The organism is Sphingopyxis flava, assembly GCF_900168005.1.
GTDB classification, from domain to species: domain Bacteria; phylum Pseudomonadota; class Alphaproteobacteria; order Sphingomonadales; family Sphingomonadaceae; genus Sphingopyxis; species Sphingopyxis flava.
On the sequence record NZ_FUYP01000009.1, the window covers coordinates 130,452 to 155,155 of the forward strand.

The 24,704-nt window shown below is 64.3% G+C and carries 25 protein-coding genes and 3 tRNA genes; 14 read left to right on the plus strand and 14 right to left on the minus strand.

Going from position 1 to position 24,704, the window contains the following annotated elements:
* Nucleotides 1-168 precede the first annotated feature (168 nt).
* Nucleotides 169-807, minus strand: a complete 639-nt coding sequence (gene thiE, locus B5X69_RS09315; protein ID WP_079638430.1) for a thiamine phosphate synthase — start codon at nt 805-807, stop codon at nt 169-171.
* A 35-nt stretch (nt 808-842) separates the two neighbouring features.
* On the opposite strand from thiE, the gene B5X69_RS09320 reads away from it, so the two are divergent.
* Nucleotides 843-1,256, plus strand: coding sequence for a hypothetical protein (locus B5X69_RS09320; protein WP_245798681.1), 414 nt, complete (start codon nt 843-845; stop codon nt 1,254-1,256).
* Nucleotides 1,257-1,342: 86 nt separating this feature from the next.
* On the opposite strand, the gene B5X69_RS09325 is transcribed toward B5X69_RS09320, so the two are convergent.
* The 5 genes from B5X69_RS09325 to tkt all read right to left on the minus strand — a co-directional run bounded on the left by B5X69_RS09325 (nt 1,343) and on the right by tkt (nt 7,259).
* Entirely contained in the window at nt 1,343-1,999 is a 657-nt protein-coding gene (locus B5X69_RS09325; RefSeq protein WP_079638432.1) for an O-methyltransferase, read from the minus strand.
* Nucleotides 1,999-2,868: a fructose bisphosphate aldolase gene (locus tag B5X69_RS09330; protein ID WP_176141557.1), complete on the minus strand. Its 870-nt coding sequence runs from the start codon at nt 2,866-2,868 to the stop codon at nt 1,999-2,001. Before B5X69_RS09330 ends, B5X69_RS09325 begins: the two co-directional genes overlap by 1 nt.
* A 99-nt stretch (nt 2,869-2,967) precedes the next feature.
* The gene (locus B5X69_RS09335) at nt 2,968-4,164 is read right to left on the minus strand and encodes a phosphoglycerate kinase (RefSeq protein ID WP_079638433.1); all 1,197 of its coding nucleotides are present in this window, start codon (nt 4,162-4,164) and stop codon (nt 2,968-2,970) included.
* A gap of 83 nt (nt 4,165-4,247) precedes the next feature.
* Complete coding sequence (gene gap / locus B5X69_RS09340; RefSeq protein WP_079638434.1) at nt 4,248-5,255, minus strand: type I glyceraldehyde-3-phosphate dehydrogenase; 1,008 nt, start codon at nt 5,253-5,255, stop codon at nt 4,248-4,250.
* A 36-nt stretch (nt 5,256-5,291) separates the two neighbouring features.
* On the minus strand, nt 5,292-7,259 hold the full coding sequence (gene tkt / locus B5X69_RS09345; RefSeq protein WP_079638435.1) for a transketolase: 1,968 nt from the start codon (nt 7,257-7,259) through the stop codon (nt 5,292-5,294).
* A gap of 289 nt (nt 7,260-7,548) precedes the next feature.
* On the opposite strand from tkt, the gene B5X69_RS09350 reads away from it, so the two are divergent.
* The 4 genes from B5X69_RS09350 (at nt 7,549) to B5X69_RS09365 (ending at nt 9,269) form a co-directional block, all read left to right on the plus strand.
* Nucleotides 7,549-7,755 carry a hypothetical protein gene (locus tag B5X69_RS09350; RefSeq protein WP_079638436.1) on the plus strand — a complete coding sequence of 69 codons (207 nt, stop codon included), beginning with the start codon at nt 7,549-7,551 and terminating at the stop codon, nt 7,753-7,755.
* Nucleotides 7,748-8,236, plus strand: a complete 489-nt coding sequence (locus B5X69_RS09355; protein ID WP_079638437.1) for a cell division protein ZapA — start codon at nt 7,748-7,750, stop codon at nt 8,234-8,236. The genes B5X69_RS09350 and B5X69_RS09355 overlap by 8 nt, the downstream gene beginning before the upstream one ends.
* Before the next feature lie 221 nt (nt 8,237-8,457).
* Entirely contained in the window at nt 8,458-9,039 is a 582-nt protein-coding gene (locus B5X69_RS09360; protein ID WP_079638438.1) for a 5-formyltetrahydrofolate cyclo-ligase, read from the plus strand.
* The gene (locus B5X69_RS09365; protein WP_079638439.1) at nt 9,036-9,269 is read left to right on the plus strand and encodes a DUF2842 domain-containing protein; all 234 of its coding nucleotides are present in this window, start codon (nt 9,036-9,038) and stop codon (nt 9,267-9,269) included. Before B5X69_RS09360 ends, B5X69_RS09365 begins: the two co-directional genes overlap by 4 nt.
* Before the next feature lie 82 nt (nt 9,270-9,351).
* Here B5X69_RS09365 and B5X69_RS09370 read toward each other — a convergent pair.
* Together B5X69_RS09370 and B5X69_RS09375 are read right to left on the minus strand one after the other, a co-directional pair.
* Nucleotides 9,352-9,428: transfer RNA gene (locus B5X69_RS09370), tRNA-Asp, on the minus strand.
* Nucleotides 9,429-9,471: 43 nt separating this feature from the next.
* The gene (locus B5X69_RS09375) at nt 9,472-10,671 is read right to left on the minus strand and encodes an AI-2E family transporter (protein ID WP_245798682.1); all 1,200 of its coding nucleotides are present in this window, start codon (nt 10,669-10,671) and stop codon (nt 9,472-9,474) included.
* A gap of 143 nt (nt 10,672-10,814) precedes the next feature.
* On the opposite strand from B5X69_RS09375, the gene B5X69_RS09380 reads away from it, so the two are divergent.
* Complete coding sequence (locus B5X69_RS09380; RefSeq protein WP_245798683.1) at nt 10,815-11,393, plus strand: hypothetical protein; 579 nt, start codon at nt 10,815-10,817, stop codon at nt 11,391-11,393.
* Between the two features lie 39 nt (nt 11,394-11,432).
* Here the strand turns inward: B5X69_RS09380 and B5X69_RS09385 are convergent, their stop codons facing one another.
* The 4 genes from B5X69_RS09385 to thyA all read right to left on the minus strand — a co-directional run bounded on the left by B5X69_RS09385 (nt 11,433) and on the right by thyA (nt 16,101).
* Nucleotides 11,433-12,728 (minus strand): dihydrolipoamide acetyltransferase family protein, encoded by a 1,296-nt coding sequence (locus B5X69_RS09385; RefSeq protein ID WP_079638441.1) that lies wholly within the window; start codon nt 12,726-12,728, stop codon nt 11,433-11,435.
* 4 nt (nt 12,729-12,732) lie between these two features.
* Nucleotides 12,733-13,737 carry an alpha-ketoacid dehydrogenase subunit beta gene (locus B5X69_RS09390; RefSeq protein WP_079638464.1) on the minus strand — a complete coding sequence of 335 codons (1,005 nt, stop codon included), beginning with the start codon at nt 13,735-13,737 and terminating at the stop codon, nt 12,733-12,735.
* 20 nt (nt 13,738-13,757) lie between these two features.
* A complete protein-coding gene (locus tag B5X69_RS09395) occupies nt 13,758-15,071 on the minus strand; it encodes a 3-methyl-2-oxobutanoate dehydrogenase (2-methylpropanoyl-transferring) subunit alpha (RefSeq protein ID WP_079638442.1) in 1,314 nt (437 codons plus the stop codon).
* Between the two features lie 94 nt (nt 15,072-15,165).
* Nucleotides 15,166-16,101: a thymidylate synthase gene (gene thyA, locus B5X69_RS09400; RefSeq protein ID WP_281250926.1), complete on the minus strand. Its 936-nt coding sequence runs from the start codon at nt 16,099-16,101 to the stop codon at nt 15,166-15,168.
* Between the two features lie 259 nt (nt 16,102-16,360).
* Between thyA and B5X69_RS09405 the strand changes: the two genes are divergently transcribed.
* Nucleotides 16,361-16,437 (plus strand) — tRNA-Pro (locus B5X69_RS09405).
* Between the two features lie 167 nt (nt 16,438-16,604).
* Here B5X69_RS09405 and B5X69_RS09410 read toward each other — a convergent pair.
* A complete protein-coding gene (locus B5X69_RS09410) occupies nt 16,605-17,405 on the minus strand; it encodes an N-formylglutamate amidohydrolase (protein WP_139375730.1) in 801 nt (266 codons plus the stop codon).
* 209 nt (nt 17,406-17,614) lie between these two features.
* On the opposite strand from B5X69_RS09410, the gene cpdR reads away from it, so the two are divergent.
* Both cpdR and B5X69_RS09420 read left to right on the plus strand, forming a co-directional pair.
* A complete protein-coding gene (gene cpdR, locus B5X69_RS09415) occupies nt 17,615-17,992 on the plus strand; it encodes a cell cycle two-component system response regulator CpdR (protein ID WP_053554171.1) in 378 nt (125 codons plus the stop codon).
* Between the two features lie 71 nt (nt 17,993-18,063).
* A tRNA-Val gene (locus B5X69_RS09420) sits at nt 18,064-18,138 on the plus strand.
* A gap of 65 nt (nt 18,139-18,203) precedes the next feature.
* Here B5X69_RS09420 and B5X69_RS09425 read toward each other — a convergent pair.
* Entirely contained in the window at nt 18,204-18,995 is a 792-nt protein-coding gene (locus B5X69_RS09425) for an SDR family oxidoreductase (RefSeq protein WP_079638444.1), read from the minus strand.
* An 89-nt stretch (nt 18,996-19,084) separates the two neighbouring features.
* Here B5X69_RS09425 and B5X69_RS09430 point away from each other — a divergent pair, with 89 nt between their 5' ends.
* The 5 genes from B5X69_RS09430 (at nt 19,085) to B5X69_RS21425 (ending at nt 24,607) form a co-directional block, all read left to right on the plus strand.
* Nucleotides 19,085-19,951, plus strand: a complete 867-nt coding sequence (locus tag B5X69_RS09430) for an alpha/beta fold hydrolase (RefSeq protein WP_079638445.1) — start codon at nt 19,085-19,087, stop codon at nt 19,949-19,951.
* A gap of 36 nt (nt 19,952-19,987) precedes the next feature.
* Nucleotides 19,988-20,710, plus strand: a complete 723-nt coding sequence (locus B5X69_RS09435; protein WP_079638446.1) for an energy transducer TonB — start codon at nt 19,988-19,990, stop codon at nt 20,708-20,710.
* 118 nt (nt 20,711-20,828) lie between these two features.
* On the plus strand, nt 20,829-23,135 hold the full coding sequence (locus B5X69_RS09440) for a catecholate siderophore receptor Fiu (RefSeq protein ID WP_079638447.1): 2,307 nt from the start codon (nt 20,829-20,831) through the stop codon (nt 23,133-23,135).
* Nucleotides 23,136-23,211: 76 nt separating this feature from the next.
* The gene (locus B5X69_RS09445) at nt 23,212-23,889 is read left to right on the plus strand and encodes a Fe2+-dependent dioxygenase (protein WP_079638448.1); all 678 of its coding nucleotides are present in this window, start codon (nt 23,212-23,214) and stop codon (nt 23,887-23,889) included.
* A complete protein-coding gene (locus B5X69_RS21425; protein ID WP_079638449.1) occupies nt 23,828-24,607 on the plus strand; it encodes an energy transducer TonB in 780 nt (259 codons plus the stop codon). The genes B5X69_RS09445 and B5X69_RS21425 overlap by 62 nt, the downstream gene beginning before the upstream one ends.
* The last annotated feature ends 97 nt before the right edge of the window (nt 24,608-24,704 follow it).

Genomic DNA, 24,704 nt, shown 5'->3' on the forward strand with positions numbered 1-24,704 from the left:
AGCTGTCATAGCGGCGCGCATGATGAGCATCGATTATAGCGATCAGCTTCGCCCCCCGCGCCGGACGGCGCCAAAAAGCCCGCGGCGCGCGACGCCTTGCGCGGGCCTGTTCGGTTGGCGCAAGGACGAACGACGGCGAGATAAGGACAGCGACGCCCCTGAGCGCGACTATCCCGCCCCCTGACCCTCGAGCAGAGCGGCGAAAGCGCGCATGGCTGCCGCTGGCCCGTCCTTGTCGTTCCAGACCGCGCCCGAGACCGCGAGAAAATCAGCCCCGGCGTCGATCAGCTCCCTGGCATTGGCGGGCGTGATCCCGCCGATCGCGACGCAAGGAAGTTCGAACAGGCCCTGCCACCAGCGCAGGATTTCCGGATCGGCGCGATGCTCGACGGCTTTGGTGGTGGTCGGAAAGAAAGCGCCAAAAGCGACATAGTCGGCCCCCGCCTCCCCCGCCTCCATCGCAAGGTGGCGGCTGGCATGACAGGTTACACCGATCTGGACGTCGGGCCCCAGCAGACGCCGCGCCTCCCTGGGGTCGCCATCGCCCTGCCCCAGATGCACGCCGTCGGCGCGCAAGCGCTTCGCAAGCGCCATATCGTCGTTGACGATGAACGCGGTGTCGTGCGCCGCGCAGATCGCCTGCAGCGGCGCGGCGAGGCGCGCGGCTTCATGCTGGTCCACGTCCTTGACGCGAAACTGGAAGGCCGCGACAGGAGCGGCGGAAAGCGCTTCTTCGAGCCGTGCCGGAAAATCGCCCCCGACGTCGAGCGGCGAGATCAGATAGAGTTGGCAATTCGCTGTGGTCATGGCGGGTTCATAGCCACGCCGCCATGCCCGGGCAAATGCAGAAAATGCCCTGCTCCGCCGCCCTGTCGCTGATCGCCCCCCTCGCCCTCTCCGCCTGCGCCGCAAGCGGGTCCGCCTCGTCTGATACACCGCCGCTTCCCGACGCCTCCAGCGTCGCGCTCGGTCAACGCGCCTATGCCGACGGCCCGGTGATCGAGCCGGTAGAGATACTCGAAGACAGCCGCTGCCCCGTCGATGTCCGCTGCATCTGGGCAGGAGAGGTGCGGCTCAAGATGCTGTGGATCCGACCTGGCAACCGGGCGCAGCCATTCGAGGCGATTCTGGGGAAGCGGGTCCCGCTCGCGGACGGCACGTTCCTGCTTGAAGGCGTCACACCCCAAAAAATGGTTGATCGGCCGATCGGGCCTGAGGATTACCGCTTTTCCTTTCGTTTCGACGGCGGGCTTTGACGGCTTCGCCTTCAGACAGGCGCGGGTGCCTGCTTGCTCAAGAAAGCTTAAAGCCTCGACGCGCCCGGTGAGAGCGGCGGACCCGCTTAACGCACCCGCGCCAGCACGAACCCGTCCCATTTCTTGGCCCCGACGGTCTGCACCGCGGTCGCCTCGAGGCGCGGCTCGGCGCTCAGCATGTCGAAAAGCGCGCGCGTGCCATCGATGCGCGGATCGCCGCTATTCGCCTCGAGCACCCCGCCCTCGCGCACGACATTGTCGACGACAATGACCGTACCGCTGCGCCCCAAGCGGATCGCCTCGGCCGCATAATGGGCATTGCTGTGCTTGTCGGCATCGATGAAAACGAAATCGAAGGACTTCTCGCCGCTCATCGCAGCAAGGCTCTCCCTTGCGGGGCCGACCCGGATCTCGACCTTGTCCGATACGCCCGCGCGCTCCAGATTGAGGCGCGCGGTCTGCGCATGCTTGCGATCGATCTCCAGCGTGACCAGGGTTCCGCCCTCGGGCAGCGCCCGCGCAAGCCAGATCGTCGAATAGCCGCCAAGCGTCCCGATCTCGAGAATATCGCGCGCGCCCACTGCCTTCGCGAGCAATGACAGCATCTTGCCTTGGGCCGCCGATACATCAATCGGGGGCAAGCCTTGCGCCTTGTTGTTCGCGAGCGCCGCGGACAGCGCCTCATCCTCGCCGAGGAGCTTTTCGGCGATATAGTCGTCGACGGCTTCCCAGCCGCTCGCCATCAGGCCACCGAGGCGGCGTGAATCTCGTCGATCGCGCCAGCGAGCGAGGCGTTGAATTCCTCGTCGCTCATCGACACGCGCAAATCCTCGAGCAAGGCGCGGCTGAAGCTCGCGATGATGCCAGGGTTCTTCGCCAGTTCAATGCACGCCTCGGGGCGCGAGAAGCCCCCCGACAGCGCGACCACGCGCAGTACCTTGGGGTGATCGACCAGCGGCTGGAACAGGCCTGCCTCGGTCGGGAGCGACAGCTTCAGCATCACCGGCGCGCCCTCCCAAGCGTCAAGCGCCGCGAGCGTTTCCTTCAGCAGCAGCCGGTCGGCAGCGTCGCGCTCGGGGCTCTTGATGTTGATCTCGGGCTCGATGATCGGGACGAGGCCGTGCGCGGCGATGCGCCTGGCTTCAGCGAACTGCTGCTCGACGGTCGCCTTGACCCCCGCCGGATTGGCGAGGTTGATGACGCTGCGCATCTTGGTACCGAACACGCCCTTCGCGACCGCCCGATCGCACAGCGCATCGAGATCGGGCATCGGCTTCATCAATTGAACACCGTCGGCCTCCGCCTCCAGTCCCTTGTCGACCTTCAGGAAGGGCACCACGCCGCGATCCCACAGGAGCGCCGGCACGGGCTTGCCCCCGGCCTCGCCGTCCATCGTGCGTTCGAAGAGGATCGCGCCGATGACCTTCTCGCCATTGAAGCAGGGCGCAGTGACGATACGGCTGCGCATCGCGTGGATCAGGCCGAACATCTCCTCGTCATTCGAAAAGGCGTCCTCGCCGATGCCATAGCCTTTCAATGCCTTGGGCGTCGAACCGCCGCTCTGGTCGAGCGCGGCGATGAAACCCTGGCCCGATTTGATCTGGTCGAGCATGGCGGCATTGGCGGTGGTCATAAGATCTCCGGTTGTTTGCATACGTATGTCGCGGCGCGCATAGCTGTCCCGCACGCAGGATGCAATGGCGCGAAAACTCTATGCTTTCAGCGCGTCGACGCCCGGCAACGGTTTGCCTTCCATCCATTCGAGGAAGGCGCCGCCGGCGGTCGAGACAAAGGTGAAATCGTCCGCCACGCCGGCATGGTGAAGCGCGGCGACGGTATCGCCGCCGCCTGCGACCGAAATCAGCGACCCCTCGCGGGTCAGCGCCGCGGCCGTCTTGGCAAGCGCAACCGTCGCCGCGTCGAAAGGCGGTGTCTCGAAGGCGCCGAGCGGGCCGTTCCACACCAGCGTGCGGCAATTTTTGAGCACATCGGCGAGCGCCTCGACCGCTGCCGGGCCGACATCGAGGATCATCTCGTCGGCGGCGACCTCGTGGACGTTGACGGTGCGCGTTGGCGGGTTGGGCGCGAATTCCTTCGCGACGACCACGTCATAGGGCAGATGAATGGTGCAGCCGGCCTTGTCGGCGGCGTCGAAGATCGCATTCGCGGTCTCAACCAGATCATGCTCGCACAGCGATTTTCCGACATCGACGCCGCGGGCTGCAAGAAAGGTGTTCGCCATTCCGCCGCCGATGATCAGATGGTCGACCTGGCCGACGAGATTTTGGAGCACGTCGATCTTGGTCGAGACCTTGGCGCCGCCGACCACGGCAGCGACGGGATGCGCGGGATTGCCGAGCGCCGCATCGAGCGCCTTGAGCTCGGCCTCCATCGCACGCCCCGCAAAGGCGGGCAGCCGGTGCGCAATGCCTTCGGTCGAGCCATGTGCGCGGTGTGCGGCCGAAAAGGCATCGTTGACGTAGAGGTCGCCCACTTCGGCAAGCGCATCGGCAAAGGCCGGATCGTTCTTTTCCTCGCCCGGATGGAAGCGCGTATTCTCAAGGACCGCAACGTCGCCCCCGGCGAGCACAGCCACTCCCGCCTTGGCGCCGTCGCCGATGCAATCGGGAATGAACATCACCGAATGGCCGAGCACATCGGCGACGCCGTCAATCACAAGGCTCAAGGATTGGGTGGGGTTCTTGGCGCCCTTGGGCCGCCCGAAATGGGCGAGCAAGAGGACGATGGCGCCCTTGTCCGACAGTTCGCGGATGGTCGGCATCGCCGCGCGAATTCGCGTGTCGTCGGCGACCGCGCCATCGGACATCGGGACGTTGAGGTCGACGCGGACCAACACCTTCTTGCCGGTGACGTCGCCGATATCGTCGAGGGTCTTGAAGCTACCCATTGCTATACTCCGCCCACTTCTGAACCTGCCGAAGGATTGCCCCGCCCAGGCTTCGACAAGCTCAGCCTGAGCGGGAAATATGATCAGAGCAGCCCTGCGATCACGGTCGCGGTGTCGACCATGCGGTTCGAGAATCCCCATTCATTGTCGTACCAGCTGACGACGCGGACCAGCTTGCCTTCGAGCACCGCGGTTTCGAGGCTGTCGACGGTCGAGCTCGCGGGGCAATGATTATAGTCGATCGAGACGAGCGGCTCGTCCGAATAGGCCAGTACGCCCTTCAGCGCGCCTTCCGACGCCTCCTTGAGGATCTTGTTGACTTCCTCGACGCTCGTGTCGCGCTTCGGCGTGAAAGTGAGGTCGACGAGGCTCACGTTCGGCGTGGGGACGCGGATCGCCGACCCGTCGAGCTTGCCCTTCAGTTCCGGGAGCACTTCGCCGACCGCGCGCGCCGCACCTGTCGTGGTCGGGATGATCGACATGCCGGCAGCGCGTGCACGGCGCATGTCGCTGTGGATCTGGTCGAGGATCTTCTGGTCGTTCGTGTAGGCATGCACCGTCGTCATGAGACCCCGCTCGATTCCGAGCGTGTCGTTGAGCACCTTGGCGACCGGCGCAAGACAGTTGGTGGTGCAGCTCGCGTTCGAGACGATCTTGTGATCGGCGGTGAGCTTGTCGTGATTTACGCCGTACACAATGGTCTGGTCGACGCCCTTTGCAGGAGCCGAGATGAGGACGCGCTTCGCGCCTGCGGCGAGGTGCTTGCCGGCGCTTTCGGCGTCGGTGAAGAAGCCGGTGCATTCAAGCGCGATGTCGATCCCCAACTCGCCGTGCGGCAGGTTTGCAGGATCGCGTTCCTTGGTAACGCGGATTGCCTTGCCATTGACGAACATCTGGTCGCCCTCGGCCGTCACCTCACCCGGGAAGGGGCCGTGAACGCTGTCGCGCTTGAAGAGAAGCGCATTGGCCTTCGCGTCGGCAAGATCGTTGATCGCGACAAGTTCAAGCCCGCAATCGGGGCGTTCCAGAATGGCGCGCGCGACGAGGCGTCCGATGCGTCCGAAACCGTTGATTGCGACTTTCACTGCCATGACGAAACGTCCTTTCTGCGTGGGAGCGGCGGGTTCTTATTGCCCCAGCCGGTTCAGGATTTGGGGAGCGATAGCATCGGCGGTAAGGCCGAAATGCCTGAATAGGTCTTCAATCGGCGCCGAAGCCCCGAAGCTGTCGATGCCAAAGCGCAGGCCGCGGCGTCCGGTATAACGTTCCCACCCGAAGGTGGTGCCGGCCTCGATCGACACGATCAGCGCATCCTCGGGCAGGATATCGGCCTGATAAGCCGCGCCCTGCTCGTCGAACAGCTCGCACGATACCATCGAGACGACGTCGGCGCCCTGGCCTGCCGCCTCGAGCTTTTCGGCGACCTCGATCGCGAGCGACACCTCAGAACCGGTTGCAGCCAGCACCACCTTGCGCTCGGCCTTGGCATCGCGGATACGATATGCGCCTCTTGCACAAAGATTTTCCGTGACGTCATGACGCAATGGCGGCAGATTCTGGCGGGTGAGCGCGAGCAGGGTCGGACGATCCTCCTGGGCCAGCGCGAGCGCCCAGCATTCGGCAGTCTCGACCGCATCGGCCGGACGCATGACGAGGAGGTTCGGCATCGCGCGCAGCGACTGGAGATGCTCGATCGGCTGGTGCGTGGGCCCATCCTCGCCCAGTCCGATGCTGTCGTGCGTCATCACATAGATGACGCGCTGGCGCTGAAGCGCCGACAAGCGGATCGCGCCGCGGCAATAGTCGGAAAAGACCAGAAATGTCCCGCCATAAGGGATGATGCCGCCGTGCAGGGCCATGCCGTTCATCGCCGCGGCCATGCCGAACTCGCGAATACCATAATAGATATATCGGCCAGAATAATCGTTTCTGGTTAACGGTTTGGTCGATGATGTTTTGGTATTGTTCGAACCTGTAAGGTCAGCGCTTCCCCCCACGAGCGCTGCAATATCGGCGGTGAGAGCGCTCAGCGTATTTTCCGACGCCTTGCGGGTCGCCACCTTCGGCGGCTCGGCGACGAGCCCGTCGAGATAGGCGTTGAAGGCCGACCCAGGCGTCACTTTGCCTGCAATGCGCGCCTCAAAATCCTTTTTCTTTTCGCTCGTTGCAAGGCGGTCCTTCCAAGCGGCATGGAGTGCCTTGCCCCTGTCCCCGAAGCCTTTCCAGGCGGCCGCAATATCGCCAGGGATCACGAAGGGCTCGGCGCTCCAGCCGAGCGTCTCGCGCGCTGCCGCCACTTCCTCGGTGCCGAGCGCTGCGCCGTGCGTCGCTGACGTGCCCTGCTTGTTCGGCGCCCCAAAGCCAATGATCGTCTTGCACGCGATCAGCGACGGCCGCGGGTCAGCAAGCGCAGCGTCGATCGCCCGGCGGATATCGGCGGGGTCGTGCCCGTCGCATGCCTCGACGTGCCAACCGGTCGCCGCGTAGCGCGCCTTGACGTCCTCGCTGGTCGAGAGGTCTGTCGACCCGTCGATCGTGATCTTGTTGTCGTCCCACAGTACGACCAGCCGCGAAAGTTGCAGATGCCCCGCGAGGCCGATAGCCTCATGGTTGATCCCTTCCATCAAGCAGCCGTCGCCCGCGATCACAAAGGTGCGATGATCGACCAGCGCGTCGCCATAGATCGCGTTAAGGTGCCGCTCGGCCATCGCCATGCCGACTGCGGTCGCGAGCCCCTGCCCCAGCGGCCCGGTCGTCGTTTCAACGCCGGCGAGCTCGAAATTCTCAGGATGCCCCGCGCAGGGACTGCCGATCTGCCGGAAGCTGCGGATTTCTTCGATCGTGGGGTGCGCATAGCCTGCAAGGTGCAGGGTCGCATACGCAAGCATCGAGCCATGCCCTGCCGACAGAACGAATCGGTCGCGATCGGGCCACGCCGGGTCGGCGGGATCGTACTTCAGATAGTCGGAATAGAGCACGGTCGCGACGTCGGCCATGCCCATGGGCATCCCGGGATGACCGCTGTTGGCGGCTTGTACGGCATCCATCGCAAGCGCGCGGATGGCGTTGGCGAGCTGGCGTTCGGGCAGTGTCATTCGTCCCCCGGAAATGGCTGGGCTGGCGTGCGCGATTGCCCTTTGCGGCGCGGCGGGCAGGAGTCAACCGCCCACGGCAAGAAATCCCGCAAAAAGCTGGTTTCGCGCCCCAACCGCGTTCCGCAGTCGGGGCGCAGTGTCCGCCATTAGATGCCCCAACCCTGTGCGAAGCATCCCCTGGGTCAGTTCAGCACGGCCAGGCCAAATGACCGCTGGCACGGGGCGATTGCCTTGTCCGGCCCGGCCTCGGCAATTGCGCCCGCCGGGCGGCGCTGCTACGTCTTCGCCCATGGAACTCGATCTCGACGAATCCAGCCTCGCCATCGGCCGCATCGAACGGGCGCTGAGCCGGATCGAGAAGGCGCTCGCCGAGCGGGCCGCGCGGCCTGCCCCCTTGGCACCAGCCTCACCTCCGGAATCCTCTACGTTGAAGGCCGAGGTCGCAGCAGTGATCGGCGAACTCGACCGGCTGATCGCGGAGGCGAAGCATGGCTGACGTTCGCCTCAGCATTGCCGGACGCGCCTATGACGTTCATTGCGCCGACGGGCAGGAGGATCGGCTTCGCCAGCTCGCTGCCGTCATCGACGAGAAGGCGCGCAGCATTCAGGGCGGCACCGAGGTTCGCCAGCTTCTCTTTGCGGCGCTCATGCTCGCCGACGAAACGCAGGAGGCGCGCGGAAAGGTCGAACAAGCGGCGCCCCAGACCGATTCGCTTCGCGCTGCTGTCGCGCTTGCCGAAAGCCGCGAGACGGCAGCGAAGGATGAACTTAAGGCCGCACAGCTACGTGAGAAGGAGGCGCTGGCCGAAGCGCGCGCTGCTGCCGAACGCGAGGCGGCCGCGCTTGCCGAACTCGAAAAGCTGCGCCAGGGCGCGCCGGTCGTCCCCGCCCCGCCCTCGAGCCGTCACGACCGCGCGCTGATCGAGATTGCGGACTGGATCGAGGCGCTCGCAACGAAAGTCGAGCAAATCCCTTGAGACGCTGACCACGCGTCCCTAAATAGGGTGCGGCGGGCACTGCCCGGCACGAGCCGCTGCGAATATCCCTGAGGCGATACATCATCCAAGGGAGCTGTCCCTGCCCGGGCCCTGGCCCGACGTATATGGCCCCCACCTGACGTTACTGGCGTCAGAGGATTTTCCGGCAAACGACCACGGCGGTCCCGCCAACCCGCCGATAGAAAGAGCCAGGAACGGCGATGACCGACATCTCCCTCGAGGCGGTCCGGCAAAAGCAGGCCCTGCGTGAGCGGCTCCGCTTTCGCCGCCGGCATTTTACTGCAAATCTGGATGGCATGGCACGCCTCGCTGCCTTCCGCACCCTCCCCCAGTCGCTCGCCGACCTCATCGCGGGACGCGAACCGGTCGCAGCCTATGTTGCCTGGGGCGACGAGCCCGATATCCTCCCGGCGCTCGCAGGCTATTCCCTCGTCCTTCCCTTCCACCGCGAGCGCAGCGAGACCATGGATTTCCGGCATTGGGCGCCGGGCGAGGCGCTGGCGAAGGGGCCGTGGAGCACGCATCAGCCTGCTGACGAGGGACGCCCTGTCGAGCCGGCGCTCATTTTCTGTCCGCTTCTCGGCTTTGACCGGACCGGGGGCCGTCTCGGCCAGGGTGGGGGGCATTATGACCGCTATTTCGCGGCGCATCCCCAGATCATTCGTATCGGTGTCGGCTGGTCGGTTCAGGAAGTCGATGCCATACCCGCCGAATCGACCGATGCGCGGCTCGACGCCGTGCTGACCGAGCAGGAATTGATCGTCTGTGGAGACCGCTTGTGAGTGAAGAGCCCGCCAGTCCTCAGCAACCAAGCTGGCGCAAGCCCGCGGGCATCTTTCTGATCTTGCTGCTGATCACAGTCTGGGCCGCCGTCATCGTCAGCCTGTCCCCGTGGGTCGGCGGCTGGCCGATTCTCGTCCAGGCGATCTTCTACCTCGCCGCGGGTATCGTCTGGATCCTGCCGCTGAAGCCCTTGCTGCGCTGGATGGAGCTGGGGCGCTGGCGCGGCTAAGAATCCGCGCCCGCCGGCCCTTGCCTCGCGATGACATGAACTCCCAAGCTACGGTGGCCATTTCGTCCAGAAGGACAGGAAATGGCGCGAGTGACGGGGCTCGAACCCGCGACCTCCGGCGTGACAGGCCGGCACTCTAACCAACTGAGCTACACCCGCGTGTGCTCGGGAGCCGCGCCAATATGCGCCGCGTCGCGACCTGTCAACCGTCGCTTTGGGTCTCGTCGCGATTTAAACGCGCGCGCATCTCATCGACGGTGGTCAGCGTCCCGCGCTCGAACAGGAATCCGGCGAAATCGGGCGTTCCGGTCGAATGCAATATTGTCTGGAGAATGAGCAGCAGCGGCACGGCAAGGAGCGCCCCGGGGGTTCCCCACACCCAGCCCCAAAAGCTCAGCGACACGAGAATCAGCAGCGGGTTGACGGTAAGCCTTCTGCCGAGCACGAGCGGCGTGATCAGATTCGCCTCGACGAGGTGGACGCCGATGAAGATCAGGGCGGGCAGCAGCGCAAATCCGACCGCGTCGAATGTCATGAGTCCGCCAAGCGCGAGCAGGATCGCGGCCACAATCGGCCCCAGATACGGCACGAAATTGCAAATCGCGACGATACCGCCCCACATGAAGGGCGACGGCATGCCAAGCGCCCACAGCAAGAGCGCGACGATGAGCCCGAGAACGGCGTTGATCATCGAGATGGTCGCCAGATAATCGGCGGTCGCATCGACGACATTCTGTATGACCCGCGCGGTCTGCATTGCACCGTCAAAGCTGCCGCGGCGGCGGATCGTCGCATTGCGCAGCCTCGTCCAGCCCGCGAGGAAGAAGAAGACGACAAGGACCGCGAAGAAGAGCTGGATCGCCGCGGAAGGCGCCGCCGAGATGAAATAATCGACGACCGAGGTCGGCGCGGTTGCCGCCATCGCTTGTGCGGTCGCCTCGCTGCCTGACGCCACCGAAGCGAGCGTCCGGTCGACAAATTTCTGTAAGGTGGAATAAAAGTCGATCAGCGGCGCGAGATTGCTCTGGATACGGGGAATCGATTCGGGGAGCCGCGTGAACCAGCCGGTCGCGGGCACGACGATGATCGCGAGCGCCGCGTTGATCCCGAGCAGGAAGGCCGCAAGCGACAGAAAGGATGCAAGCCCCGAGGGCACGCCGCGCCGCTCGAGCCACTCGAGCACCGGAACGAGCGCGATCGCGATCACGATCGCTGCGGTCAGAGGCAGGAAAAACTCTGCGCCCGCCTGAAGCGCGAAGGGAAGACCGAGACAAAATGCGGCACCGATAATCAGCGTCAGGGCCGCGAGCAGCCGGTCGCGACGAAGATCATCGACTTCTATCTGATGCAGGGGATTGGCGCGAGGGCCGCGAGCCTCCCTTTTCCCCCCGTCGTCCGCCACTTTTCCTGTCTCCCGGTCAATCGCCTCTTCTTACGCGAGCTTTGCTCGCCGCGCCAGCCGGGTGCTGGCCGGCCCCTCCGGGCCGGTCAACAAAGTAACTGCGATGTTAACCATTAATTTCCCTTTCGGTTCCAAGACCTGCCTTGGGATCAGCCTCCGGAGACGCGATCATTCCAGCCTTCCTGCCTTTCGTGCATGCCGCCGGCGAGAGCCGGACGCGCGTCTTCGCCTCTCCCCTGCGGCCTCGCCAGCTCGTGATGCGGACAGCCGCCCTTATTGCCTGCGCGGCGCTCGCACCGCCTGAGGCGCTGGCTTCAGACCAGATCGCGCTCGACAATAATATCTTCGTCGAGCGTGTGACGAGAGACGGCGCGGGAAGAACGCGTATCCTGCTCGAAGAACCGAAAGCGGTCGCGCCCGGCGACAGGCTCGTGTTCGTCCTCCATTACCGCAACGCCAGTGAGCGCGCGGCGGACCGCTTCGTCATCACCAATCCCCTTCCCGCCGCGGTGCGATACGCGGATGCCGGAGACAAGGGCGCCCTCGTGTCCGTCGATGGCGGACGCAGCTGGGGCCGGCTGGGTGAAATGACCGTCGCGCTTGCTGACGGTACGCGCCGCCCCGCACAGCCCGCCGACGTCACACATCTTCGCTGGGCGATTCAAAAGCCGGTACCCGCAGGAGGCTCGGGCAAGCTCATGTTCCGGGGCGTGGTCCGCTAAATACAGGCGCGAGGCGATCGCGCTTCGCGTCGCCCGCCATCAATCGGCGAACAAGAGCACCGGCGTTTCAATAAACTTCTTGAGCGCCTGCACATAGCTTGCAGCGTCCCAGCCATCGACGACACGGTGATCGCAGCTGATAGACAGGTTCATCAGCTTGGCGCGGCGGATGTCGTCACCGTCGAAAACGGGGCGCTCGACGATCTTGTTGGGGCCGATGATCGCGACCTCCGGCCGATTGATGACCGGCGTTGTCGCGATGCCGCCGAGCGGCCCGAGCGAGGTCACTGTGAGCGTTCCGCCCGTTAGCTCCGCGGGCGTCGCCTTGCCTGTACGGGCTGCTTCGGCAAGGCGGCTGATTTCGGCGGCAAGCTGCCAGACATTCTTGTCCTGCGCGTCGCGGATCACGGGCACCATGAGCCCGGCATCGGTCTGCGTGGCCATGCCGAGGTGCACCGCGCCGTGGCGCGTCACCACGCCTGCCTCATCATCGTAGCGCGCATTGATCATCGGAAACTGCGGGATCGTGCGGCAAATAGCGACGATCAGGAAAGGCAGCATCGTCAGCTTGGGGCGCTCGCCGCGATTGGCATTGAGGTCGGCGCGCATCTCTTCAAGCGCCGTCACGTCCATTTCCTCGACATAGGTGAAATGGGGGATCGCGCGCTTCGACGCCGCCATATTTTCCGCAATCTTGCGGCGCATCCCGATCACCTTGATCGGCTCGTCAGCGCGCGCGGGGCTCGCGCCCGGCGCGTGATAGCCCTCGCCGCTATTGTAGCGCAGGAATGCATCGAGGTCCGAATGACGGATCCGCTCGCCATCGCTGTGAACCTGCGAAAGGTCGATGCCCAAATCCTTGGCGCGCGCGCGAACCGCGGGAGATGCGAGCACGGGCTTTCCAGGCCCTGCGCTCTTTGCGGCTGGCGCTGCAGCTTCCGTCGCGCGAGGAACAGGGGCGGGCATTTCGGCAGGCTCGGCGCGCACCGGCTCGGGTGCAGCCTTTGCAGTCTCGGCCTCGGACACCTCTTCTGCTCCCGGCGTTTCCGCCGCAACCTCTTGCGCTTCCTCCTCGCGAACCTCGTCCACATCCCCGTCGGTCTCGATCACCGCAAGCGTCGAGCCGATCGCAATGAGATCGCCGACCTCGCCGGCAATTTCCACCACCGTTCCCGAGACCGGCGATTCCATTTCGACGGTCGCCTTGTCGGTCATCATGTCGGCGAGCTGAGCATCTTCCTCGATGCGATCGCCGACACGCACGTGCCAGGCGACAATCTCGGCCTCGGCAATGCCTTCGCCGATGTCGGGCAGACGGAATGAGTAGCGGGCCATGACGTCAGTCCTTCAAAATCTTGCTCAGCGCTGTTGCGATACGGACGGGGCCCGGAAAATAGGCCCATTCGAGGCTGTGCGGGTAGGGCGTGTCGAAGCCCGTAACGCGCTCGACCGGCGCTTCGAGGTGATAGAAGCAGCGTTCCTGCACAAGGGCCGCAAGTTCAGCGCCGAAGCCCGAGGTCCGTGTCGCTTCGTGAATAATGAGGCAGCGACCGGTCTTCTTTACCGAAGCCTCGATCGCCTCGATATCGAGCGGGAGCAGCGTGCGCAGGTCTAGGATTTCAGCGTCGGCGCCCATTTCGTCAATGATCGTCTTGGCCACATGAACCATCGTGCCATAGGCAAGTACGGTGACCGCCTCGCCCTCGCGGACGGTCGCAGCCTTGCCAAGGTCGATGCGGTAATAGCCCTCGGGCACCGCGCTTGCCGCATGCTTCGACCAGGGTTCGACCGGACGGTCATAATAGCCGCTGAACGGGCCGTTGTAGATGCGCTTCGGCTCGAGAAACACGACAGGATCATTGTCCTCGATCGCAGCGATCAGCAGCCCCTTGGCGTCGTAGGGGTTCGAGGGGATCACGGTCTTCACGCCGCAGATATGCGTCATGATGCTCTCGGGCGACTGGCTGTGCGTCTGACCGCCGAAGATGCCGCCGCCGAACGGCGTTCGCACGGTCATGGGACAGATAAAGTCATTCGCGGAGCGGTAGCGCAGCCTCGCCGCCTCGCTCACGAGTTGGTCGAGACCAGGATAGATATAATCGGCAAACTGGATTTCGGGCACCGGGCGCAGCCCATAAGCCCCCATGCCGACCGCCACACCGATGATGCCGCATTCGTTGATCGGCGTGTCGAAAACCCGTGTTTTTCCGTGCTTTTTCTGCAATCCAGCGGTCGCGCGAAACACACCGCCGAAATAGCCGACGTCCTCGCCCAGCACGACAACCTTGTCGTCGCGCCCCAGCATGACGTCCATCGCACTGTTGATCGCCTCGATCATGTTCATGGTCTTGGTGTCGTCCGCCATTATTCGGGCTTCCAGTCGGGGCCGAACTTCGCTTCCTGCTCGGCAAGCATCTGCGCGCATTGTTCCTTGAGGTGCCAGGGCATCTCCTCGAACACATCCTCAAACATCGTTTCGAACGGCTGATGCATGCCGTGACCCAAAATACCGAGTTTCTCTGCCTGCTTCTGCGTCGTCTTGACGAGCTCGTCGAGCTCCTTCGCCTGCGCTTCGTGACGCTCGGCGTCCCATTCGCCGAGGCGCTCGAGATGCTGGCGAAGCCGCGCGATCGGATCGCCGAACGGCCACGCGCGCGCTTCCTGCGCCGCGCGATAGGCACTCGGGTCGTCGGAGGTACTGTGCCCCTCGGCGCGATAGGTAAAATGCTCGATCAAAGTCGGGCCATTATTGGTCCGCGCCCGGTCCGCGGCCCACTGGGTTGCGGCATATACCGCGAGCGGGTCATTCCCATCGACGCGCAAGCCGGCGATACCATAGCCCACGGCACGCGCGGCAAAGGTGGTCCGCTCTCCTCCGGCAAAGCCGGAAAAGCTCGAGATCGCCCATTGGTTGTTGACGACGTTGAAGATGACGGGGGCATTATAAACAGTGGCGAAGGTGAGCGCTGAATGAAAGTCGCCCTCGGCCGACGAGCCCTCACCGCACCAGGCGGTCGCGATTCGGGTGTCGCCCTTCGATGCCGACGCCATCGCCCAGCCCACGGCTTGTGGATATTGGGTGGCGAGATTGCCAGAAACGCTGAAAAATCCGTGCTCGGGCGCTGAGTACATGATCGGCAGTTGCCGCCCGAGCAGATGATCGCCGCGATTTGAATAAATCTGGTTCATCATCTGAATCAGCGGATAGTCGCGCGCGATCAGTATCCCCTGCTGACGATAGCTTGGAAACACCATGTCGGTCCGGTCGATCGCCATCGTCGAGGCGACCGAGGTCGCCTCTTCGCCGGTCGACTTCATGTAAAAGCTCGTCTTGCCCTGGCGCTGGGCTCTGAACATGCGGTCGTCGAACGCGCGCAGCAGCACCATCGTGCGCAGCATCGAACGCAGCCGGTCGGGTGCGAGGTTGGGGTTCCACAGTCCCTTCGCTTCGCCATCGAAGTCGAGCACCCGCACGAGTCCGTAGCAAAGGTGGCGCATTGCTTCGGGCTTGGTCGCTTCACCTGGGCGCGGGGTCGCCTCGACCGCGGGGATGTCGATATCGCCGAAATCAGGCGTGTCGCCAGGGCGGTAGCGCGGTTCGGGAATGTGGAGCGACAATGGCGGCAAATTGCTCGCTGGCTGGCTCCCCTCTCTCCGCTCGGGGGGCGTCTTGGGCATAGCTTCGTCCCTTCGAGGCGCGAATCGCTGCGCCCTTATATTTCAATTTGGCGACATATTATTGCTTTCCTTGCGCCAATGCAATGGCCGCGCCTCAGACCGCCACGGGGGCCGGAATATGGGCCTGCGGTGCATAATGCTCGACCTCGAAATCTTCAAATCGGTAATCGAAAATAGTCTCCGCGCGCCGCAGGATCCGCAGCTTCGGCGCGCCGCCTGGAACGCGCCCAAGCTGCGCTTCGACGAGGTCGGCGTGATTGAGGTAGAGGTGCACGTCGCCCCCCGTCCACACCAGTTCCCGCGCGTGAAGGTCGCATTGCTGAGCGATCATCCGCGTCAGCAGCGCCGCCTCGAAGATGTTGAAGGCAAAACCAAGGCCCAGATCGCACGAACGCTGGAAGAGCAGACACGAGAGCCCGCCGTCGCTGCGAACGTGAAACTGGTATGTCATGTGGCAGGGCGGCAGCGCCATCCGGTCGAGATCGGCGACGTTCCAGCCGGTAAAGATATGGCGCCGCGACCCCGGACTGTTACGCAGACCTTCGACGAGCGCCGCAATTTGGTTATGCCCCCGCGCGGCGCGCCGATAGAGCCCGCCTTCCACGGGCTCATAGCGCGGCCAATCGACCCACTGATGCCCATAGACCGGCCCCAGGTCGCCCCAGGTCGCGGCGAAATCCTCGTCGGCGAGAATGCGCGCCTCGAATTCCGCCGCACTGATTGCCTCGCCGCTTTCCCGGCGGTAGCGCTCGAGCGGCCAGTCGGTCCAGATCCGCACGCCCTGGGCAACGAGCGGACGTATGTTTGTGTTTCCGGTGAGGAACCACAAAAGCTCGCGCAGCGCGGTTTTCCAATAGACGCGCTTGGTCGTCAGCAGCGGAATGGCATCGTCAGCGAGCGAGAATCGCATCGTTTCGCCAAACAGCGACCGCGTGCCGACCCCGGTGCGATCGACGCGCTCGTCGCCTTCGCTCCAGATCCGCCGCATCAGGTCGAGATACTGAAGCTCATAATGAACGGAATCAGGCAAGAATCGCTCCCGGGTTGCGCATCGTTGCTAAGGCCCGCGCGCCTGGGCGGCAAGCTTTCGCGGGCACCCGTCTCTTCCAGATCAGCTTCACCCCGGCGTTCCTTATGGATTGGGCGTGCCGCGCGTTTGGCTTTTGCGCCCCTCTTCGCACCTTGAACCGGCAATCGCGCGCAATGTGCTGATTGGCGCTTGAAGTTCACGAAACGCGCGTCTAGAGGACCGCCCTGCCTTCGCGCTGGTCCGCCAGCGCAGGATCGGTCGGGGAGTAGCTCAGCCTGGTAGAGCACTGTCTTCGGGAGGCAGGGGCCGGAGGTTCGAATCCTCTCTCCCCGACCAGTTTCCATCTGCAATCACCGCTCTTGTAACCTGCGTGCGGAACACCTAGATTGGTGTCACGCCGTTCTGGTTTACCCCCTTTCCATTACGGCGAGTGCCCCGTCGCATGACGCGGGTGCGTCCTCCCTGGACCCTGGCCACCTCGTACCCTGGTACGAGGTGGTTTTTTATTCAGCCGCGAGCGGGAGCGAATCGTCGCCCGCCGCGGCGAGCCGCGCTGCCAGATGAGCGAACCAGTCGGCAAGCCGAGCGGCCCGGGCGCGATCCGGCAAACGGTCGGAGGCGAGGTAAAGGCTCCGGTCGATCTCGATCTGAATGGCGTGGACGCCGCGCTCGGGCTTCCCGTGCGTCCTGACAATATGGCCGCCCGCATAGGGCTGGTTGCGTACCGCGGGCACACCCAGTCCCCTCGCCGCTTCCATCACCAGATCGACAAGCCCGGCGGCAGCCGTTGTCCCGAACCTGTCGCCGACAACAATCTGCGCGCCGTGCCCCGGCTGGCCCCCGGGGATGGGCGGCATGCTATGAAGATCGATGAGGACCGCGCGACCGGACCGATGCCGCGCGGCCGCCAGTTCCTCCGCGAGCGCGGCATGATAGGGCCGGTGAAAAGACTCAAGGCGCCAGTGCAGCGCTGCGCGATCAATGGGACGACGCCAAAGCGGGCCGCAACCGGCAAGCCGAGTCGGGATAACGCCAAGGCCGGCGCGTTCCTTGCGTCCGGGAGCCGAAAATTGCGTGTGCAGCGATGCGTCGACCTCGCCCGGTGCCATCTGTCCTTCGCCGCGGTTGCAGTCTGCAACGGCGCGCGCCCAGAGGGCTTCGACAACCACGGCCCCTGCCTCGCAGGCCCGCGCAGCAATCGTGTCGCACCAGCTATCCTCGAGCCGCTCAAGCTGTTCGCGCGGCACCCGCGTCGCGGCCAGTATTTCGGGAGGATAAATGCGCCCGGCATGCGGAACCGACACGATCACGCTTCCATCCGCCGCGGGGCGGTTGACAGCGATAGAAGGCGGCGGGATGGAGCGGCGCGGCATGGAAATGAGGGGTGCCAAAAAAGCGCGCCCAAATCCAGCCGCGCAGGGTCAATTTGTTAAATCTCTCGCGCTATATCGGCCGTCATTAGAAGGCTTCGCCCCAAAGGGCGGCAGCACGGGACCAGGGGCATGAAGTTCACATGATTCGCATCTTGCTCGCCGAGGACGATGACGTGATGCGCGAATATCTCGCGCGCGCGCTGACCAGCGCCGGGTATCACGTCACCGCGGTCGATCGCGGCACCGAGGCGGTGCCTTACATCGATTCGGGCACGTTCGACCTGCTGCTCTCCGACATCGTCATGCCCGAGATGGACGGAATCGAGCTTGCGCAGCATACTGCGAAAGCCGCCCCGCAGACGCAGGTGATGTTCATCACCGGTTTCGCTGCGGTCTCGCTGCGCGCCGAGGAAAATGTCCCGCAAGCGAAACTGCTGTCGAAACCGTTTCACCTCAAGGATCTGGTACGCGAAGTCGACAATCTCTTCGGCCGCGCCGACCGGTCAAGCCAACAATAACACCGCCTCGACGTGCGAAGGGCTTGCCAAGCCGCGTCGAGGTGATTAGGGGGCGCGTCACCCCAAGGGATGGGCGTGTAGCTCAGTGGTAGAGCACTGTGTTGACATCGCAGGGGTCGCAAGTTCAATCCTTGCCACGCCCACCATTCAAAGCGCCGCCGACCCTTGAGGGGTTGGCGGCGTTTTTGCGTTTCATCGCCCTCGGGCCCGATCAAGCCATGCCGCGCGCAGGGTCCCCGCGCGACGCGTCGCCGATCTGGCTGCCACCGTCGCAGTCGAGGATCGTCCCCGTGATGTAGGCGGCGGCAGGCGAGCAGAGGAACACGGCCGATTCGGCGACTTCCTCGATCCGGCCCCAACGCTTCATCGCGATCCGGGCATAATGCGCCTCGCGCGTGGCAGCATCGGGCGCCAGACGTTTCATACCCTCGGTATCGGCGATCGGGCCAGGCGAGATGCCGTTGATGCGCACATCGGGCCCCCATTCGAGTGCGAGCACGCGGATCAGCTGGTTGATCCCCGCCTTCGCGGCGCAGGCGTGCGCCTGAAGCGCCGACGCGTTGACCGCCTGCCCCGCCGTGATCGCGATCAGCGAGGCGCCCGGGCGGCTGAGCAGATCGTGGCAGCCGCGAAAGACGTTGAAGGTGCCGTTGAGGTCGATGTCGACAACGGTGCGAAAGGCGTTCGCCGACATGCCCAGCACGGGGGCGAGAAAATTGCCCGCCGCGCCAGAAATGACGAAGTCCATCGCGCCGAGCTTGCCCGCGACCGTCTCCATCACGCCGCGAATCGCGTCGTAATCGCGCACGTCGCCCGAGAGGCCGATCGCATCATGGCCGATTTCCGCGGCGGCGCGCTGAGCCTTGTCAGGGTCGCGGCCCGCAACCGCGACTTTCGCCCCCAATTGCGCAAAGCGCTTGGCGATGCCGAGGTTGATCCCGCTCGTCCCGCCGGCGACGAACGCCGTCTTGCCCTCGAACAGATTGTCGCGAAAACTGGTCATGCTGCTATCTCCCTGAAGCGCCCGATCCGGGGTTGACGGATCGGGTTCGGTCGCCTTTTGAAACCCAACCAGACAGCAAGGACGAACCGATGGCAAGAGGTCCCACCTCCAACAGCTTCATTTCGCAGCGCCTCAAGCTGCACTATGTCGATTGGGGAAATGAAGGCGCTCCGCCGCTGCTGCTCGTACACGGCGGACGTGACCATTGCCGAAGCTGGGACTGGGTCGCTGAGAAGCTCGCAGAGCGATATCATATTATCGCACCCGACCTTCGAGGCCACGGCGACAGCGCCTGGTCGCCCGACGCCAATTACGACATGGACGCCTTCGTCTATGACCTCGCGCAGCTCATCCATCAGCTCGACCTCGCCCCTGTCACGATTGTCGCCCATTCGATGGGCGGCAATATCGCGCTGCGATACACGGGTCTTTACCCCGACCATGTCCGCAAGATCGTCGCGATCGAAGGTCTTGGGCCCTCCCCCAAGGAGCGCGCAAAGCGCGCGGCGGTGCCGGTTGCCGATCGCTTCCGCAAGTGGATCGAGGACAAGCGCGCAGCGGCCGGCAGGATCCCCAAGCGTTATGCGACGCTCGACGACGCCCTCGCCCGGATGATGGCAGAAAATGCCTATCTGACCCCGGAGCAGGCGCGCCACCTCACCGTTCAGGGAATCAACCGCAACGAGGATGGCAGCTGGAGCTGGAAGTTCGACAATTACCTCAACGTCTGGTCGGTGTTCGACATGCCGCAAGCCGATATTGAGGCGCTGTGGTCGGCGATCACCTGCCCCACATTGCTGCTCTACGGCGCCGACAGCTGGGCCTCGAACCCGGAAAAGGACGGCCGGCTCGTCCATTTTCGCAATGCCAAGGTGATCGAATTCGAAAATGCCGGCCACTGGCTCCATCACGACCAGTTCGAACGGTTCATGTCCACGCTAGACGAATTTCTGTAATTTCCTCCCGAGGCGCTCGGCCGCCGGGATGGAATAATGAGCTACAGCGGTCAGATATCGGCACGGCAGCGCTGGGTTGCGGCAAGCAGCACTCTGCTCGTTGTCGCGGCCGTCGGAATGGCTCTGTTGAGGGGGCTCGATCTCTCGGTCGTGCGAATTGCCGATGCCGCAATCAGCGCGATCTCGATTCCGGCGCCGCAGCCGCGTGAAGAGCCGCCGCTCAAGCCTCGCTTCGACGAGGTGGCAAGCGGCAAGGCCGGCGAGCCGAACGAGAAGGCCAAGGCGGCCCCGATCGCGGCGCCCGAGCCCAAGCTGCCACCCGTAAAACCGACCGTCCCCGCCGCGCCGGCCCCCGGGACGGGCAGCGATGCCTCGGCGGGGGCAGCGGCGGAACCCGGCGCGGGATCGGGTGCAGGCGGACGCGGGGAGGGAAGCGGCGCGGGCGGGTCTGGCAGCGGCACCGGCGGCGGAACGCGTCCCGTGTGGGTCAGCGGTACGATCCGCGACAAGGATTATCCAAGGCCCGCGGCGCGCGCCAAGGTCGGGGGCGAGGTCGAGGTGCGCTTCACGATCGAGCCGTCCGGGCAGGTTAGCGGCTGCCGTGTTTCGCGTTCGAGCGGCGATCCCTTGCTCGATGCGACAACCTGCCGCCTTATCGAGGAGCGTTTCCGCTTCAAGCCGGCGACGAACGGCCGCGGAGTGCCTGTCGCGAGCCAATATGGCTGGCGCCAAAGCTGGTGGCTCGAGCGCAGCCGCTGAACGACCGATTCAGGCATTGCGACAATATCGCGAACGATTCGCAATCTCATTGACTCTGCGAGCGATTCGCAATAGCGGCGGCACGGCTCCATGAAACTCTCGAAAAAAGGGGAAATAAATGTCAATCTTGCGTTTGCGCGAAACCATGTCAGCGGCCGCGCCTGCCTATCTGGCGCTGAGCTGCTTTGGTTTTGCGGCCTCTCCCGCAGCGGCGCAGGAGAGCGAACAGCAGACAAAACAGCCGGTCCTCGGCGGCGTCACGGTCATCGACACCGCAATCGCCGAGGATGGCTACAAGGTCGACAGGCCGTCTTCCCCCAAATTCACCCAGCCACTGCGCGACACGCCCCAGACCATCCAGATCATCGACAAGCAATTGTTCACCGAACAGGGCGCGACGACGCTGAGCGAGGTGCTGCGCAACAGCCCGGGCGTCGGCACCTTCTACGCCGGTGAAAATGGCAACACGACGAGCGGCGATTCGGTTCGCATGCGCGGCTTCGATACGTCGAGCAGCATCTTCGTCGACGGGATCCGCGATCTTGGCGCAATCTCGCGCGATGTCTTCAATACCGACGCGGTCGAGGTCGCAAAGGGACCGGCGGGTACGGACAATGGCCGCACCTCCCCCACGGGCGCGATCAACATGGTCAGCAAGCGTGCGTCGCTGGAAAGCGCTCTTTCGGGCGCGCTATCGGTCGGGACTGACGGGCAAAGGCGGGTGACGGCAGACGTCAACCAGACGCTGGGCGCGCTTAGCAGCAGCGCGCTCAGGCTGAACCTCCTGTGGCAGGACAGCGACGTGGCCGGGCGCGACCATGTCGAAAATCAGCGCGTTGGTCTTGCCGCCTCGCTCGGCCTCGGGCTCGACAGCTCAACTCGCGCCTGGCTTAACCTTCTCTATGTCGACCAGGACAATATTCCCGACGGCTATGTTCCAACGATTGCGCTTCCCGGCTGGCAGCCGCAGGCAGGACTGGAGCCATTGGCGGGCCATCCGGTTGACTCGAAGAATTTTTACGGCACGCGCAAGGATCACGATGATGTAACAGCGCAAATGGCAACGCTCATCATCGAGCATGATTTTTCCGATAGCGTTCGGCTGACCAATGTCGCACGCGCCGGTGAGACAAGGCAGGATTATCTGCTGACCGCCTTCATGTCGACGGGAGCCAATATTAGTGGCGATCCCGCCAATCCTGACGATCTTTCAGCCTATCGCATGACGCGCGGCAACCCGACGATCCGCGACAGCAGAAATCGCATCCTTACCAACCAGCTCAACCTTCGGGCCGATTTTGCCACCGGCGCAGTCGAGCATAATCTCAGCATCGGCGCCGAGATTACGGGCGAAAAGCAAATCCTCTACAGCCACAGCGCGGCGGGTACGCTGCCGCCCGCCAATCTTTATAGTCCCGACTGGAACGACACCGGGGACTACACCCATTCGCGCAATGGTGCCGCGGCGCGGGGCAAGACCAATACCCTTGCCTTCTATGCGTTCGACACCGCGAAGCTCTTTAGCGGCTTGCTCCTGGTCACGGGCGGCGTGCGCATCGATCACTATAAGACAAGCTTTTTCAGCAATGCGGTCTGCAACAACGGCACAGGCCGCGGCGCCGTGCCTTGCGGCACCGCGCCCCTCGGGTCGATCGTCACCACCGCCGATCTTGAATCCAAGGACACTTTGTTCAGCTGGAAGCTCGGCGCGGTCTTGAAGCCCGCTGAGCCGGTCAGCCTTTATGTGAATTATGCAATCTCGCAGCAGCCCCCGGGCGGCGAGGCCTTCACGCTTGCGACCGGCGACAATGCGAACAACCCCGACTTCGCACCCCAGAAGGCAAAAACCATCGAGGCGGGCCTGAAGTGGGACCTTCTCGATGGCGCGCTCGCGTTCAATGCAGCCCTCTTCCAGACGAGGGTGCTGAACGAAATCAACGCCGCGGACCCGTCCGACATCCAGAGCGGCTCGAAGCGCGTGCGGGGCCTTGAACTCTCGCTTGTCGGCAATATCACCGACGCCTGGTCGATCTCGGCGGGCTATGCGCATCAGAAAACGAAGGTTACAAACGGAAACCCCGTCGCGGTGGATGGCACGAGCGGCCTCACCTACGCGCCCGACGACAGCTTCTCCTCCTGGACCAGCTATCGTACCCCCTTTGGCCTCGAGGTGGCCGGGGGCGTTCGCTACACGAGCGGGATGCGGCGCGGCACCGATGGCGCGGTCGGCACGCCGCCCCGCACCGAGGGCTATACCGTCGTCGATGCAATGCTCGGCTACGCGATCACCGATAACATCATGCTGCGTGCGAACGCCTATAATCTGTTCGACAAAGATTATGTCGCAGCGATCAACAAGAGCGGCTACCGCTATGTCCCGGGGCAGCCGCAAACCTTTCTGCTAAGTGCCGACTTCCGCTTTTGAGGGAGAAGGGCACCGGGGCCTGGCGGGGGGCTTGCCCCCCGCCTTCGCCGTTTGAAAAGACATTTGGAGCTCAGCCATGCTGCTGCATATCCCGAAGGTGCTGACGGCCGATGAGGTGGCGGAGTTTCGCCGCCGCCTCGAGGGCGCCGAATGGACCGACGGGCGCGAGACGGTCGGGGCGCAGGGCGCGAAGGTCAAGCACAACGAACAACTGCCCGACACATCTGCGCTCAAGGCTGAACTCAGCGCCGCCGTTCTTGCCGCGCTGAAGCGCAATCCGACCTTTTTTGCCGCGGCGCTTCCGCGCAAGATTCTGCCGCCGCGTTTCAATCGCTATGCGGGAGGGGGCGAATATGGCTTTCACGTCGATGGTGCCGTGATGCACATTGCAAATGGCGAGCATCTGCGATCGGATCTGTCCTGCACGCTCTTCCTCAGCGACCCGGACGCGTATGAGGGCGGCCGCCTGATCATCAGCGGGAGCCCCGGCGGGCGCGGGATCGCTCTGCCCGCGGGCGATGCCCTCCTCTATCCCGCAAACAGCCTCCACCGCGTCGAACCGGTGACCCGCGGTGCCCGGCTTGCCTCCTTCTTCTGGATCCAGAGCCTGGTGCGCGACAACGAGCAGCGGCGGATGCTGTTCGAAATGGATACCGCGATCCAGAAACTCACGCTCGACGGAGCCGACGAAGATGCTGTCCTCCAACTCACTTGCGTTTACCACAACCTCCTCCGGCACTGGTCCGAGACCTGACGCGCTCGAGCTGCCGCAAAGCGGGGAGACCGGGCGGCCCAATCTCGCCCGCCCGAGCGCGCGAGCAGCCTCCGGACGCTACGGCGAGGATCGCAAGCTCAATCTGCCCGCCGCGGCGCTGTCTTTGATGGTGGCAGCGGCAGTACTCGCGGCCCTGCTCCAGACGAACTACCGCCGCGCGCAGACCGAGGCGGCCAGGCTCGCAGTGATCAACCTCTCTGCCGCGCTGCCCCCTCCCCCGCCCGCAGCGCCGCGCGATGTGCCCGAGCAGCAGCAGGCGCCGGTCGCAGCTCCGCGCCCGCTGACCCCGATCCCGGTCGAGCGCTCACCGCTGCTCGCTGTGCCCGACCCGTCACCTCCGCCGCCGGTGCCGGTGGCCCTGGCCCCGGCTCCCGCTGCCCCTCCCGCGCCCCCGGCGCCACCTGCGACGGTCGAGGCGGACGATCTTTCCGCGCACATGCTCTCTTCAACCCCACCGAGCTATCCGAGAGAAAGCCGGCGCCAGCGCGAAGAGGGCACGGTGCTTCTCGCGCTCACGCTTGATGTGGATGGCTCGGTCGCGGCTATTTCGGTCGCCCAAAGCAGCGGCTTCCGGCGTCTCGACGAGGCAGCGCTGCGCGCCGTACGCAAATGGCGCTGGGCGCCGACGATACGAAGGGGGCAAGCGGTGATGGTCAAGGGATTGGTCGAAATCCCCTTCATCCTGCGTGCAAAATAGCGCCTAGAGTCGATTTCGGTTTGATTGAATCGACAGGGGATTCCCTAGGGGGTCGATTTCTGATTCAACCTGCTGGCTGAGCAGGAGGTCGGCATGG